Raw genomic sequence first — 12,936 nt, forward strand, 5'->3', positions numbered from 1 at the left:
GCCCTGAGCGCAAACGCCCTGCCCTGATGGCAAGGCTTTTCAACCAACCGTCCCGTCGCTGGTCGCAAGCGTAACGGACGGTTTGGTTATTTTGGAGAAGTGAAATGACTGAATTTGCCCTGAATGCCGAAGTGCGTTCCGACCTGGGGAAAGGTGCGAGCCGCCGCCTGCGTCGTAACGTTGCCATGGTTCCTGCCGTAATTTACGGTGGTGAAAAAGCCCCACAATCGATCAGCCTGCTGGCCAAAGAACTGGCCAAACTGCTGGAAAACGAAGCAGCCTACAGCCACGTGCTGAGCCTGAACGTAGCTGGCAGCAACGAAAGCGTGATCATCAAAGCCCTGCAGCGCCATCCAGCCAAAGGCTATGTGCTGCATGCTGACTTCGTTCGCGTAGTCGCTGGCCAGAAACTGACCGCTATCGTTCCCCTGCACTTCATCAACCAAGAAACTTCGGTTGGCGTGAAGCAGCAAGGCGGCGAAGTCTCCCACGCTCTGTCGGAAGTAGAAGTTTCCTGCTTGCCGAAAGACCTGCCGGAATTCATCGAAGTCGACATGGCTGCCGTTGAAGTGGGTCAGATCGTTCACCTGGCTGACCTGAAACTGCCGAAAGGCGTTGAGCTGGTTGCACTGGCTCACGGTAACGACCTGGCTGTGGCTAACATCCACGCCTCCCGCGTTGCTAAAGACGAAGGCGCTGCCGAGTAATCCTCGCAGTGTCGGAAACCAGCTCGGCATGCGATTCTGCCGAGCTATTTCCACAAAAGGGCTCCTAAGATGACTGCCGTACAACTGATCGTTGGCCTGGGTAACCCCGGCCCTGAATACGACCAGACTCGGCATAATGCAGGGGCCCTTTTCGTTGAGCGCCTGGCTGACAGCCAGCGCATCAACCTGAGCCTCGACAAAAAGTATTTTGGCCTGGTTGGCAAATTCAGCCATCAGGGCCGCGACGTTCGCCTGCTGATCCCCACCACCTTTATGAATCGCAGCGGCCAGGCCGTAGCGGCATTGGCGAATTTCTTCCGCATCCCGCCGGAAGCCATTCTGGTGGCGCACGACGAACTCGACATGCCCCCCGGCGTCGCCAAACTCAAACAGGGCGGCGGGCACGGCGGACATAACGGGCTGCGCGACATCATCGCCCAGCTCGGCAATCAGAATAATTTTTACCGCCTGCGGCTTGGCATCGGCCATCCCGGGCACAGCAGCATGGTCTCCAACTTCGTCCTCGGCCGCGCACCACGTAGCGAACAGGAACTGCTGGACACCAGCATCGATTTTGCCCTGTGCAGCCTGCCGGAAATACTCGCAGGCGACTGGAGCAAGGCCATGCACAAGCTGCACAGCCAGAAAGCCTCCTCCTAACTCTTTACCGCCATTCGCGCGAGGGACAACACCATGGGATTCAACTGCGGCATCGTCGGCCTGCCCAACGTCGGCAAGTCCACCCTGTTCAACGCCCTCACCAAATCCGGTATTGCGGCTGAGAACTTTCCGTTCTGCACCATTGAGCCCAACAGCGGCATCGTGCCGATGCCCGACCCACGCCTCGCGGCGCTGGCAGCCATCGTCAACCCCAAGCGCATCCTGCCGACCACCATGGAGTTCGTCGACATCGCCGGCCTGGTAGAAGGCGCATCAAAGGGTGAAGGCCTGGGCAACAAGTTCCTCGCCAACATTCGCGAAACCGACGCAATCGCCCACGTAGTGCGCTGCTTCCAAGACGACAACGTTATTCACGTTGCCAACAGCGTCGACCCCAAGCGCGATATCGAAATCATCGACCTCGAGCTGATCTTCGCCGACCTCGACAGCTGCGAAAAACAACTGCAGAAGACCACTCGTAATGCCAAGGGCGGCGACAAAGAAGCTGTTGCACAGAAAGCCCTGCTGGAAAAGCTCATCCCCCACTTCAGCGAAGGCAAGCCAGCGCGCACCCTGATGAAGACCTTGGGTGACGACGAGAAGCAACTGATACGCGGTTTCCACCTGCTCACCAGCAAGCCGGTGATGTACATCGCCAACGTCGCCGAAGACGGTTTTGAGAACAATCCACTGCTCGACATCGTCCAGGCCATTGCCGACGCCGAAGGCGCTCCCGTGGTGCCGCTATGCAACAAGATCGAAGCAGAAATCGCCGAGCTGGATGATGGCGAAGAAAAAGACATGTTCCTCGAAGCCCTAGGCCTCGAAGAACCCGGCCTGAACCGAGTAATCCGCGCGGGTTACGAACTGCTCAACCTGCAGACCTACTTCACCGCCGGAGTCGAAGAAGTCCGCGCCTGGACCGTCCGCGTCGGCGCCACTGCCCCGCAGGCTGCTGGCGTGATCCACACCGACTTCGAAAAAGGCTTTATCCGCGCCGAAGTCATCGCCTACAACGACTTCATCCAGTACAAGGGCGAAGCCGGCACCAAAGAAGCCGGAAAATGGCGCCTGGAAGGCAAGGACTACATCGTTAAAGACGGCGACGTCATGCATTTCCGCTTTAACGTGTAAGCGCTTGATCGCGCGCAGAAATTTTCGCGCAACAGGGTTGACACCCAACCCCAAGACGCGAATAATGCGCGCCACTCGGCTACGTAGCTCAGCTGGTTAGAGCATAGCATTCATAATGCTGGGGTCCGGGGTTCAAGTCCCTGCGTAGCCACCAAACAAAACAAGGGTTTAGCGAAAGCTAAGCCCTTTTTTGTTTTTAGGGTGTCCCGCAAGTGTCCCTTTCTTGTCTCAATAGCGCCAACGGTGAGAAAGTCAGTGCCGTGGCAAAGTGATCAGGGGCCAAGTGCGAATAGCGCATAGTCATCTTGATATCGCCGTGACCAAGGATTTTCTGCAAAGCAAGAATATTGCCGCCCTGCATCATGTAATGACTGGCAAAGGTGTGACGCAAAATGTGGGTAAGTTGTCCTGGCGTGTGTAGTGCTGTTCGCTCATAGGCTTTACGAAAAGCCGACCGGCAAGAGCTGAACAGCCGCCCTCCGCCTGGATACCCTCGCTCCAATATCAGAGACTGCAAGTCAGCAGGTATTGGCACAGATCGGCCTTTGCCGTTTTTAGTCCTGGCAAATCTCACCATACCGTTTGCCACCTGAGAGCGAGTGATCGTTTCAGCCTCATCCCAACGGGCACCGGTAGCAAGACAAAGTTGCGCCACAGGCAATGTGTGGCTGTTGCTTGAAGCGGCGCACTCATCAAGCACAACCCGACAATCGTCCAAGCTCAAAAACGTCAGCTCCACCTCATCCACTTTCAATTGCCGCAGGCTGGCCACGGGGTTGGACTCATTCCAGACGCCCAGGCGGATCAGCTCATTGAAGACAGACTTGATATAGCGGTGTTCGTGGTTGACCGTCGAAGCCGTGCAGGTTTTCAGCCGTTCCATACGAAAGCGACTGAAATCAAGAGCAGTGAGACTGGAGGCTATCGGATTGCCCAGCAGCTCAACCACGGCAAGAGTTCGAGACAGACGGTATTTGTCTTTCAAAGTGCAGCCGTGCAGCTCATGCCAGACGTTAACCAGATCAGACAAGCGCTCGCCGGGGTCACGACCACGCAACGAGTATTGACGCTTGAGGTCAATCACCCAGCGTTCGGCCTCAGACTTGGTACGAAATGACTTCTTGCGCTTACGGATGCCAGCCGAACGATCCAACCAGAAATCGACATCCCAGCCGCTCTCGCCTTTGGTGATCATACAGCCCGCCCCCAACGAACATGGCGCTCTTCAAGAATGCCCTTGATGTGCTTATAAAGCGCGTCTTCATCCATGCCTTTGGCTGCATAGTGATCACGGATAACAGGCCAGCATTCCCAATCCTTGAGACGATAAAAAGCCTTTCTAGCGCCCACTCGCTCCCGTGCCAGCAGGCTTACGAAGTTTCCCAGGAAAAGTTCCACATTCTTACCAGAGAAGCCACGAGAGGTTTTGTATTGGCGCTTGTACTCAGTGGTATCAACAAGGGAATCAACGGGAATGTCTACCCGCACATCATCGCGAATCAGCGTCCAGATAGGTTCGAAGTAGCCAGGACGAGCCAATAGCTTGAATTGGCGTAGGCCATAGCGCCAAAGGCCATCGAGGTGCGGCGCAAAAGCTGCGTAGCTGTTGCTATCAATGACTTGGCTGGTATGGAGATCGAAAGAACCACTCGCAAACTGCTGAATAACAGAATGGTGGTAGCGCAGTTCGACACGCCACACGTCTTGATCTTGGTTGTAGATATCGGGGTCGCATTCGTCGAAGCTGTCACGACGCTTCCAAACGCCTTCCCAATAGTCGAGTTTGTCTGTGGCGCGAGCTTGCAAAGTCTTGTTGTAGATACCGAGCTGGACGCTACCAGCGGAACCGAACAGAAAGGATTGCCCCTTGCCGTAAGTGGCAGACTCCAACGTCCACTGGATTTCCTTGATGCCTGAAATATCGCGTGTTGAGCGTGAGCGGCAATGCATGCGGGCGACCAGATCAGAAGAAGGTGTCCAACCCTGGAGGTCTAACGCAAGATGGACGGCACACTGGTTTCGCTCAACATTAGTCAGCAAATGTTCAGCGTAATAGTCCATGCGCTCTTGCAAGCGCTCAGGCGACAGCGTGTCGATTGCATGAGGTGACACTTCGATTTTCAGGTGTGGGCCAATGTTTTCCAGTTTGGCGTTGAAGTTTTTGACGAGCAGGATGATCCCAAGGTCAGCGTTTTGCAGTTTGTACTGGTAACCGGAGTCTTTACCAACACGCCCTGAATGCCAACGCTGACCCGCGAAATCAACCAAAGTGCCGGGCTTGTCGAATAGAGCCATGATTTCCGGGCGAATCATGCCCCGGTACAACTGGCGCACGGTGTCCACGCCACAATGCAAAACACGAACAGCAGAAAGGTCAGCTATTGCGGCAGAGGATTTATCAAAAAACAAACGACCCAAAACGGACTGCAATCCAGTTGTACGATCTACACGAATGAAATCCTTTACTGACATTACTTAACCCCTTATTGAGCATTATTGATCTTTTCGACTTTGGTTTATCTGACGTGCTACAGGGACGTCAGCGCAGCGCTTTTGGCGCAGCGCTCGGCACTCGCGCATGCGCGCAAAAGCTGGGAGCGCTGACGTTGATGGCTCACCACAGGAACCTGCCTTTCTCGTACTGCACGACGGTAACGGTGGGTTTAGGCTCGCTCGGGCCTAGCGGCTGTTTTGGCTGCTGGATCGGCTGTTGTGCGGGCTGCTGCATCTGCGCGTGCTGTTGTGATCGATCCGGGATACTCGGGTCGAAGTAGCCGTTTTCCGCCACGTTGCTGCAGAACGCGAAATCAGTGCCTACGCGAGTGCCTTGCTGGGTGTAGCACTGGCACACCGTGGGCTTGCCGTTGACCACGGAACTGGCCATGCGGTTGAACTCACGTGCATAGGTGTTGGGGTCGGTGCTGGACATGCAGTAGAGGCGCGGATGGGCCACTGGCTGCGTGAGCTGGTCATAGATCGGCGCTGATGCCGGTATTTGCGGGATACGTGGCGCACGTTGATCGAGGTATTGCGCGAGGCTTTGAGAGCTGTCGGATTCACCGGGCAGGCCAGCCGGTTTGATGAATGATCCCACAGTAGATTTGACCTGATCGACCATGCTGGCCGGTGTTTCTGTTGAGTCGGCTTGCTGGGTTTTGACCTGCTCGGCGGCGTAGCGGTCATAGGCGCGGTAAACCAGTATCCCAGCCCCGGCAATTACCATCATGGCCAGGATGAACTTGGTCGGCAGCTTAGTCTGAAAGTGGTGCTGCGCGTTGCTGCTGGTGTAGACGGAGAAGTACTTCTTATCCAGGCGCAACGACTTCTTGTCGGCATCCTTGAAGCTGGTTTTGGTTTCGACCTTCTCGATCACCGCTTCGGATTCAAAGCGCAGCAATTGCTGGGATTTGAACACGCGCCAGTAGTGGATATGACCATTGCACAGGCGGCGCAGGTGCACGTCGATATAGCGCGGGTCCTGGGTAACCAGATGCACTTCATGGCCGTTGTGGCGCATGGTTTCAAAACGGGTGATGTGCTCCGGTGGGCGCGCCCTCGGATCACGCGCACCGAACCAGCCCTGGGCCTCATCCACGACGATGATGGAGTCAGCGGGCAGCTCATACCATTTCTCCGGGTCTTCAAAGACAAACCAAGCGGCTTGCAGGTGCTCGGGTTTGAGGCCGTTGATGTTGTGGTAGTACACCGTGCGGCCTTCGGCGTGGGCCTTCTGATCCACTTCGCGGATGGTGTTGAGGGTTTTGCCGTGGCCGGGCTTACCCGTGCGGATATAGAGCATGGGGAGTCTCCTTATGCCTCAATCGAGGTGCCGCCCGGCTTGCGCCAGACTTGGTTACGACGGCGATCTGTAGCCTTGTCGATACCGGCCAACAGAAAGCTGGTGGAAATGGCGGCGAAATAGATGTTCACCACCACATCGAATTTGGCGAGGCCGAGAATCTGTTGAATGATCGGGCCGACTTCACCCACGCGAGCGAACAGGTAGGACTGCGCTTCACCAATGATCAGGTTGAAGCCGACATAGGTGACGAAGCCGAACCCGAGGATGCGCAACACCATCTTCACCAGAGGGCCGAGGATGATGATGAGCAGCTGGGCAATGTAGAAAAAGTGCATCAGTTACCTCCTACGGAGCGGCCGACATAAAGCGCGGCCAAGATGGTGGCCACGGCAACGAACAGGCCGCTAAGGTCTGAGGCAGCGCGGCACAGGGGTTCATAACTGAGGGTGAAGGTGCGACCACCGGCTGTGGTCAGGGAGAAGCTTTCAGCCGCTGGGCAGGTGGCGGGCAAAAAGCGTGTGCCTTGGTTGATGAAGGACGGCACATCGATATCGCCACTGCCTTCATCGAGTTTGAATTTGTCGCCCTGGCCTTCGAACAAGCCCTTGATATCGGCTTTGTTGCTTTCAAAGTCTTCCGACTCTTCGAAGTCGCAACGGGCTTCGTATTGCTGCTTGAGGATGGCGCACTGCACGGCATCGCCCTCACACGCAGGCGCGGCTTCGCAGGTCTGCCCACCGGTGACCTTGCTTTCGTTTTTCTCTTCTTCCTCTTCTTCCCGCTCTTCCTGGGTCTTGCCGTCGGCATCCTTGCAGCCTGGGCCGGTGCAGGTGTTGCTTTCACCACCTGGGGTGCCGTCAGCCTTGGTGTGGTTGTTGCTGACGTTGGTGGTGGTGCTGGTTGAGCACGATTTAACGCCCGTGCATTTGGTCGTGGTGGTGGTGGTAGTGGTCGTGGTGTCTTTTGAGCCGTCCGGGTTGGTCTTCTCGACGATCTCTTGATCGACCTTCTTGTCGGTCATTTGCGGCGACGGCGGTTTGGGAATGCACTGCAGCTCACCGCCAACCGTGCCGAGGTCGCATTCCATGTTGCCGGGATCAATATTCAGCTCAGTCGCTTGGCAGTCATAGCGCTGGCGACCTTCGGCATCAGTAATTTTGGTAGTGCATTCAGACTGTTTTTCTACAACCGGCGTGCCATCGGAAGGCTGGGCAAATTCGGATTCATTGCCGGTGCAAGAGACACCATTGCCCCGATATTTAAGTTTAAGAAATACACCAGAAGGATCACCCGCCTCAAAGCGATAAGCATCTACAGGCGCAGAATATGTAAAGGAGTACTGGCACCCATTAACTTTAGGGAGACACACAGAACCAGGAGGATCGACACGACCGGCAATGACACCCGCCCCCGTGAACTCGCCAGCGCGGTGACGGTGTTCAACTTCTACGCCTACTGTCGGCTCACATTGGTCGGGCTCAGGGGCTTCGCATTCGCCAGTTGCGGGATTAAAAATGGCTAGAGGGTCAGAGCAAGAATCGCCACTGCGTAAGACAGTAAAGTCAAAATACCAGACACCAGGCTGCCAGTTAGTCCTACAACCAAACTGCGAATCAGTTTGACTGATGCACCAATCAACGGAAACCCAGCCATTGGCAGATTTAGCTGATTGAGCGGCAGACATAGGGCTAGAGCCCGTATGGTTGCCATGACCTGAAACTGTCCAAACATAGGGTGCCGAAAAAACAAACTGCCCCCAGCCAATAAGGCCAAGTGCAATAACCATCCGAATAAAAAGACGCGGCAGTTTCATCATCACACCCGCCCAAAGAACACGAGGTACAACGCCAAGGTGGTGAGGATCAGGACGTACAGTTCGTGGCTCATGGCGTTTTCCAGAAGAGAAAACCCCGCCGGAGCGGGGTTTGGTTGCTTCGGCACTGCTAGGTGCTGAGGGACGGTTACAGGGCGCGGCGCATGTACTTGAAGGCCATGGCTGCGATCAGCACGGCGAACACCGCCCAACCGATGGCGCCCACGTCAGTGCCCGCGGTATCGAGCGCGGCGGTGGCTTCGGCCGGTACTGCGGCATAGGCCTGTTGAATACTCAGCACGCCAACAGCGGCGACGACGCCGAGGGAGCGTTTCAGGTTTTGCAGGTTGCGTTTCATGGGTGTTACCTCTCTATTTCAGGGCTTTTTTCAGGATCAGAAAGCCAAAGACAGTGGCGAACAAAATGATGGCTTCGCCCTGCAGTTCGCTGACCTGATCCCAAGTGAGTGCAGAGCCGGACGGGTTCTGCATTTCCTCGCCCGGAACGGAAACCAAGGTGCCGGTACACAGGAGTTCTCCTGATGCACCCGCCGACCAAGCCCCATCACAGGCGATGAAATTCATTGGCCTGCCTCTTCATGCAGCGGAAACACCAAAACAAAGGGTTCGCGGCAATCCGGGCAGACGGCGTAATCGGGGGCCGTGCGGAAATCGCTGAGCAGGTCGCTTTGTGCGGCAGGCATGTGGTGGAGTTGGCCCATCACACACAGGCATTCATCACAGACGACGCGATCACCGATCAGCACGGCCCTGGCCCTCAGCCTTTAGCCGGATCGGCGGCAGCGGGTTTTGCTTGCTGCTGGCCTTGGGCTTGAGGGGAGGCTGCACGGGGGGCTGGCTTGGCTTCGATTGGCTCAACATGAAGCACGATAAATTTGCCCATGTTTTTGGCGCCCCGATCAATCTCTGCATCGACACGCACAAGGTCACCAAGGCTCAGACCTTTGCAAACATTCCAAACCTCATCGCGAACAGTGTCATGAGCCTGCATACCGAGGAGCGAAGAAATAGCATCACGCTCGCCATCTGGCTCATCTGCAAAAAAGAGTTTTACAAGGTGAACATCGTCAAACTTAGTCTGTTCAACACTTACAATTGCCAGTTCAAAAGTTGTGCGTGCCATTTGTATTACCTCGCTTAGTTGCGCTTAATTGCGCGGTTTTGCCGTTCAGCAGGCCGAGCGAGTCCACACGGGCAAACTTTCGTTTTTTACCCAAGAGTGGTTTTCTCGATTTACTGGGGCTTTTAGTTGTTACTTTGCAGCCTGATACACCGTTAAATGCACCTTCGCTTTTGCACATTCGTGCAACGCTTGGTAGGGGTTCCCCCTCGCCCGTTCCGGGCTACCCCAACCGCATGAATTTCACCTAATCCACAGCTAGAAGCCCCGTCGCCGTGACATTCGTCCCGGACAACGGCCAAGGGCTCGCCCTTGCGCCCTAAAGGGCTATCCCCCACGACCTGACGTGCTTTACCTACGGGACCAACCACCGAATAAACCTGACGTGATTCAACGGATGCGGAAAAGCGGGTGATCAATGAGGTGGTTGGTTCTAGATTGGCGGCAGAGCATGATTCAGCGACACGCCGGATAGACGCGTCTAAGGCGTCATCGAGCAGCTCAACACCTTCTTGCATGCCCTGGAGAGCCAGCACGGAGGCAAACACACCACCGAGCGCGAATGGCAGCGACCAGTGCCAGAGCAGGGCCACCAGATAGCGGCCAACGCAGAAGGAGGCTTTCATGCGCTCACCCCGTCAGCTCGAAAGGTTCGTGCAGCGGGACGAAAGGCACCGGCTTGCCGATGTTGGCCACAACGCTCCAATACTTGGGCGGGCGGTCGCTTGGCGTGTGTTTCGCGCAGGTAAAGGCCGGTGTTATTTCCCACTGGGACAGCAAGGGCGTCCAGGCACCAGCGACGAGGCGCATTTTGAGTGTGCGTACGGGTCGGGCAAACGCGGGGCGGCATTGGTCGCAGGGTGTGGACGGGCAAGGATCGGGCTTGGCCATCTCGATCTTTGACCAGCAGACAGAGCAGTCGCAGTTCTCGGCGTGCTGCAGGTTGCTGTATCTGGATGGCGTCATAGGTCATACCCTCGCCTGGCAGACTGCGAATGATGGAAATCATTTACGAACACCGAGCCAGAACGCCGAAAACGTGCGAACGCCTACAAACACAGCGAAAGCGGACGCGGGGATAAAGGCTAGAAATGCAGGGAAAGGATCAGCCTCAACCTGAAACCAAACGAGAGTGAACATGTGAATAAAGAGGCTAACCATCGCCAGATAAGCGCAAATCCAAAACAAGGCGATACACAGCCCCTTAAGGTGCTTAGGCGCAAGGAATCCGAAAGCCTTACTCATCGCTGTAATCCCCCTGAGCAAAGATGGTTTTGCCTTTGGCAAGATCAGAACGAATGGCAGCTAGATTGACGAGGCGAGGACGGCCAATCTTGACGCTAGGGACGGTGCCAGCCTGCACCCAAGATTTAACAGTGTCCTGGGTGACGCCAACCATGGCGGCGAAAATATCCAGGCTGCAAAACAAAGCATTGCGACAGTCCAGATACACGACACGCTTGCCATCGAGGTCAAAACTCACATCGAACGGCGGTTGCTCCAAATGCTGCGTTGTCATTCCCTTCCCCCTGCGTGCCAAAAGCTCATAAACTGTCAATTAAGGGTGTTTCGAAATGACGAAATATTCGTCATTTGCAAGCACTATACATGACGTAATATTCGTCGTGTTGAAATATTCGTCACTTAATAGACAGATTTGGAATATGGAAGACAGGCTTAGAGAGGTAGTTAGGCATATAGGGCCATCGACCTTGGCCAAAAGCACTTCTATCGACGACCGTCGAAGATGGCAGACAGTTGCGACTGACGTGAGAACAAAGACGAGGGTAGAAGACCTATCAGCACTGCTGGACGCATACCCGCAATACGAGCTTTACATCATTCGTGGGAAGGTTGATCCAGGGAAAGGCCAGATAAGCCCAAGCTACACCGAAGCAGACATAAAATTGGAAGAACCAAAAACGGGCAGCAGATAACGGAAGTCGTGGCCCAGCGATGGTTCGCAAGGAAAAGGGATAATTAAATGAAAGCTGACCGAGACGATGCGCCCCAATACTTTCAAAGAATAAGCCAAAGAAAAGGCATCGCCTCAGTTATCCCCTGGCTAATAGGCACAATCGTCACAGCAGGATCGCTACACATATTGAGTAACGTGGTGCTTCAAGACACGGTGCAAAATTTGGCAAGCCAGAAGCCAAAACCCAAAGAAACACCACAACCTATCGCAGAAATTTACAAACCAGAGCCAGCGAAAGTAAGCAGCCAAGACTGGGAAAAAATCGTAGAAGAACAAGCGAAACTTGATGCAGCACGCCAAGCGCAAAATAGGCAGGCTCAATCGCAGAAGATCCAAGAAGAGCAAGAAGAGCAAGAAAGAAAAGCAAACGCTGCAATATCAATTTTAAATGCCCAGAATTTTGGCGAAGGCGTAACCGAACAAACGCAGGCAAAGACGGACAGAACGAGGCCAAAAGAAATAGTGGTAGTAGGGACAGAAAAAAGAAAAAGCAGATATTGCCCAGGCGGCGAAGGCAGCCTAATGAGAAGGAACTGCAAAGCTGCTGTCGAGCTGAACAGCAGAAACTAAAGGTGTCCCAAAACCTACACAGCTATACCCTTGCCGAAGGTTTGCGAAGCTAAAGGCCCGCTGAAAGCCTTGTTTTAGAAGGCTATGACGCTTAACCACGGCTAGTGCAAAATTTTCTTAATGCTGGGGTCCGGGGTTCAAGTCCCTGCGTAGCCACCAAACAAAACAAGGGTTTACCGAAAGGTAAGCCCTTTTTTGTTTTCCGGGCAGATCACTCCCATTAACGCATCTTAACTGCGCCGTACGTACCAAGGAGTAGGCCGGTAAAGATCAGCGTTGCGCCAAGCCAGTGATAAGACTGCAAGCCCTCCCCCAACAGCAGCCAACCCAATACGGCGGTAAATACCGGCATCAAGTAGTTTGAAAGTGCCGCCTTGGCAGCGCCGAGTATGCGGATGGCATGGTTCCAGGCCAGATAAGCGAGCAGTGAGGCGAAGATGGCGGTATAGCCGATGGCAGCCAGGTTGTGCGGCGTCACGCTGAAGTGTGCGCCCTGGGCCAGTTCATACAAGTAGAACGGCAGAATCAGCGGTACGCCCAGCAGCATCAGCACGCCAAGCAGGGCCAGTGGCGGAATCGGCGGCAGGTGAGCCGACCAGCGCCGTAGCAGCAATGAGTAGAGAGCCCAGTCGGCCACTGCCAGCAGCATGATCAGGTCGCCCCGATTGAACGCCAAACCGCTGAGGCTGGCCCAGCTGCCTTTGCTGATCAGCACCAGCAGTCCGCCTGCGGCCACAGCCATACCCCACCAGGCGCGCCGGTGCGGCCACTCGCCGAGCAGCAGGCCGGCGCCGATAAAGGTCATCAACGGCAGGCAGGTGTTGACCAGGGTGATATTGATCGCTGCGGTGGTTTGCGCGGCGGCGTAGAGCAGGCTGTTGTAGCCCGCGATACCGATGCCGGCGAGCACCAGCAAACGCCAGCCGGCCGCACGCAATGCTGCGCGGTGCTGCCACAGCGGCTTGGCCACGAAGGGCAGCAACAGAACTAGCGCCAGGCTCCAGCGCCAGAATGACAGGGCAAACGGCGGGATTTCGCCGGCAAACGCCCGTGCCACCAGGGCATTGCCGGACCAGCACAGCGTCGCCAGCAGCAAACCGGCCAGCGCGATACGCACGGAGGATCGCATGCC

Annotated in this window: 17 protein-coding genes and 1 tRNA gene; 5 read left to right on the top strand and 13 right to left on the bottom strand. The window is 55.5% G+C overall.

Annotation, left to right across the window (positions count from 1 at the left end; translation table 11 throughout):
- The first annotated feature begins 104 nt into the window (after positions 1-104).
- From BLW24_RS01360 to BLW24_RS01375, 4 genes are all read left to right on the top strand, one after another.
- Complete coding sequence (locus tag BLW24_RS01360) at positions 105-707, top strand: 50S ribosomal protein L25/general stress protein Ctc (protein ID WP_090375706.1); 603 nt, start codon at positions 105-107, stop codon at positions 705-707.
- A 69-nt stretch (positions 708-776) separates the two neighbouring features.
- Positions 777-1,367, top strand: coding sequence for an aminoacyl-tRNA hydrolase (gene pth, locus BLW24_RS01365; RefSeq protein ID WP_090375709.1), 591 nt, complete (start codon positions 777-779; stop codon positions 1,365-1,367).
- 33 nt (positions 1,368-1,400) lie between these two features.
- Positions 1,401-2,501 carry a redox-regulated ATPase YchF gene (ychF, locus tag BLW24_RS01370; RefSeq protein ID WP_090375711.1) on the top strand — a complete coding sequence of 367 codons (1,101 nt, stop codon included), beginning with the start codon at positions 1,401-1,403 and terminating at the stop codon, positions 2,499-2,501.
- 77 nt (positions 2,502-2,578) lie between these two features.
- Positions 2,579-2,655 (top strand) — tRNA-Met (locus BLW24_RS01375).
- Between the two features lie 42 nt (positions 2,656-2,697).
- On the opposite strand, the gene BLW24_RS01380 is transcribed toward BLW24_RS01375, so the two are convergent.
- The 12 genes from BLW24_RS01380 to BLW24_RS26925 form a co-directional block, all read right to left on the bottom strand.
- Positions 2,698-3,696, bottom strand: coding sequence for a phage integrase (locus BLW24_RS01380; protein ID WP_090375713.1), 999 nt, complete (start codon positions 3,694-3,696; stop codon positions 2,698-2,700).
- Positions 3,693-4,973 (bottom strand): hypothetical protein, encoded by a 1,281-nt coding sequence (locus BLW24_RS01385; protein ID WP_090375716.1) that lies wholly within the window; start codon positions 4,971-4,973, stop codon positions 3,693-3,695. The genes BLW24_RS01380 and BLW24_RS01385 overlap by 4 nt, the downstream gene beginning before the upstream one ends.
- A 142-nt stretch (positions 4,974-5,115) precedes the next feature.
- Positions 5,116-6,300, bottom strand: a complete 1,185-nt coding sequence (locus tag BLW24_RS01390) for a zonular occludens toxin domain-containing protein (RefSeq protein WP_090375718.1) — start codon at positions 6,298-6,300, stop codon at positions 5,116-5,118.
- An 11-nt stretch (positions 6,301-6,311) separates the two neighbouring features.
- Positions 6,312-6,638, bottom strand: a complete 327-nt coding sequence (locus tag BLW24_RS01395; protein ID WP_090375721.1) for a DUF2523 domain-containing protein — start codon at positions 6,636-6,638, stop codon at positions 6,312-6,314.
- A complete protein-coding gene (locus BLW24_RS26300) occupies positions 6,638-8,116 on the bottom strand; it encodes a virulence factor TspB C-terminal domain-related protein (protein ID WP_244161058.1) in 1,479 nt (492 codons plus the stop codon). The genes BLW24_RS01395 and BLW24_RS26300 overlap by 1 nt, the downstream gene beginning before the upstream one ends.
- A gap of 148 nt (positions 8,117-8,264) precedes the next feature.
- Positions 8,265-8,474 (bottom strand): major capsid protein, encoded by a 210-nt coding sequence (locus BLW24_RS01410; RefSeq protein ID WP_090375727.1) that lies wholly within the window; start codon positions 8,472-8,474, stop codon positions 8,265-8,267.
- 13 nt (positions 8,475-8,487) lie between these two features.
- Positions 8,488-8,700, bottom strand: a complete 213-nt coding sequence (locus BLW24_RS01415; protein WP_090375729.1) for a hypothetical protein — start codon at positions 8,698-8,700, stop codon at positions 8,488-8,490.
- Positions 8,697-8,882, bottom strand: coding sequence for a hypothetical protein (locus BLW24_RS01420; RefSeq protein WP_090375732.1), 186 nt, complete (start codon positions 8,880-8,882; stop codon positions 8,697-8,699). The genes BLW24_RS01415 and BLW24_RS01420 overlap by 4 nt, the downstream gene beginning before the upstream one ends.
- A gap of 11 nt (positions 8,883-8,893) precedes the next feature.
- Positions 8,894-9,259: a hypothetical protein gene (locus BLW24_RS01425; RefSeq protein ID WP_090375735.1), complete on the bottom strand. Its 366-nt coding sequence runs from the start codon at positions 9,257-9,259 to the stop codon at positions 8,894-8,896.
- A gap of 152 nt (positions 9,260-9,411) precedes the next feature.
- The gene (locus BLW24_RS25470; RefSeq protein WP_139272621.1) at positions 9,412-9,882 is read right to left on the bottom strand and encodes a hypothetical protein; all 471 of its coding nucleotides are present in this window, start codon (positions 9,880-9,882) and stop codon (positions 9,412-9,414) included.
- A gap of 4 nt (positions 9,883-9,886) precedes the next feature.
- Entirely contained in the window at positions 9,887-10,222 is a 336-nt protein-coding gene (pflM, locus tag BLW24_RS01430) for a lysogeny maintenance protein PflM (protein WP_090375738.1), read from the bottom strand.
- 271 nt (positions 10,223-10,493) lie between these two features.
- Positions 10,494-10,775, bottom strand: coding sequence for a helix-turn-helix domain-containing protein (locus BLW24_RS26925; protein WP_090375744.1), 282 nt, complete (start codon positions 10,773-10,775; stop codon positions 10,494-10,496).
- Positions 10,776-11,240: 465 nt separating this feature from the next.
- Between BLW24_RS26925 and BLW24_RS01450 the strand changes: the two genes are divergently transcribed.
- Complete coding sequence (locus BLW24_RS01450; protein WP_090375750.1) at positions 11,241-11,804, top strand: hypothetical protein; 564 nt, start codon at positions 11,241-11,243, stop codon at positions 11,802-11,804.
- Between the two features lie 220 nt (positions 11,805-12,024).
- On the opposite strand, the gene BLW24_RS01455 is transcribed toward BLW24_RS01450, so the two are convergent.
- A complete protein-coding gene (locus tag BLW24_RS01455) occupies positions 12,025-12,933 on the bottom strand; it encodes a DMT family transporter (RefSeq protein WP_090375753.1) in 909 nt (302 codons plus the stop codon).
- Positions 12,934-12,936: the final 3 nt, after the last annotated feature.

The organism is Pseudomonas anguilliseptica (genome assembly GCF_900105355.1).
Classification (GTDB): Bacteria; Pseudomonadota; Gammaproteobacteria; order Pseudomonadales; family Pseudomonadaceae; genus Aquipseudomonas; species Aquipseudomonas anguilliseptica.

What these genes read in the sequence shown, in the direction of transcription:
- BLW24_RS01360 (WP_090375706.1), top strand. Translation starts at nt 105, where the DNA reads ATGACTGAATTTGCCCTGAATGCCGAAGTGCGTTCCGACCTGGGGAAA.
- pth (WP_090375709.1), top strand. Translation starts at nt 777, where the DNA reads ATGACTGCCGTACAACTGATCGTTGGCCTGGGTAACCCCGGCCCTGAA.
- ychF (WP_090375711.1), top strand. Translation starts at nt 1,401, where the DNA reads ATGGGATTCAACTGCGGCATCGTCGGCCTGCCCAACGTCGGCAAGTCC.
- BLW24_RS01380 (WP_090375713.1), bottom strand. Translation starts at nt 3,696, where the DNA reads ATGATCACCAAAGGCGAGAGCGGCTGGGATGTCGATTTCTGGTTGGAT.
- BLW24_RS01385 (WP_090375716.1), bottom strand. Translation starts at nt 4,973, where the DNA reads ATGTCAGTAAAGGATTTCATTCGTGTAGATCGTACAACTGGATTGCAG.
- BLW24_RS01390 (WP_090375718.1), bottom strand. Translation starts at nt 6,300, where the DNA reads ATGCTCTATATCCGCACGGGTAAGCCCGGCCACGGCAAAACCCTCAAC.
- BLW24_RS01395 (WP_090375721.1), bottom strand. Translation starts at nt 6,638, where the DNA reads ATGCACTTTTTCTACATTGCCCAGCTGCTCATCATCATCCTCGGCCCT.
- BLW24_RS26300 (WP_244161058.1), bottom strand. Translation starts at nt 8,116, where the DNA reads ATGAAACTGCCGCGTCTTTTTATTCGGATGGTTATTGCACTTGGCCTT.
- BLW24_RS01410 (WP_090375727.1), bottom strand. Translation starts at nt 8,474, where the DNA reads ATGAAACGCAACCTGCAAAACCTGAAACGCTCCCTCGGCGTCGTCGCC.
- BLW24_RS01415 (WP_090375729.1), bottom strand. Translation starts at nt 8,700, where the DNA reads ATGAATTTCATCGCCTGTGATGGGGCTTGGTCGGCGGGTGCATCAGGA.
- BLW24_RS01425 (WP_090375735.1), bottom strand. Translation starts at nt 9,259, where the DNA reads ATGGCACGCACAACTTTTGAACTGGCAATTGTAAGTGTTGAACAGACT.
- BLW24_RS25470 (WP_139272621.1), bottom strand. Translation starts at nt 9,882, where the DNA reads ATGAAAGCCTCCTTCTGCGTTGGCCGCTATCTGGTGGCCCTGCTCTGG.
- pflM (WP_090375738.1), bottom strand. Translation starts at nt 10,222, where the DNA reads ATGACGCCATCCAGATACAGCAACCTGCAGCACGCCGAGAACTGCGAC.
- BLW24_RS26925 (WP_090375744.1), bottom strand. Translation starts at nt 10,775, where the DNA reads ATGACAACGCAGCATTTGGAGCAACCGCCGTTCGATGTGAGTTTTGAC.
- BLW24_RS01450 (WP_090375750.1), top strand. Translation starts at nt 11,241, where the DNA reads ATGAAAGCTGACCGAGACGATGCGCCCCAATACTTTCAAAGAATAAGC.
- BLW24_RS01455 (WP_090375753.1), bottom strand. Translation starts at nt 12,933, where the DNA reads ATGCGATCCTCCGTGCGTATCGCGCTGGCCGGTTTGCTGCTGGCGACG.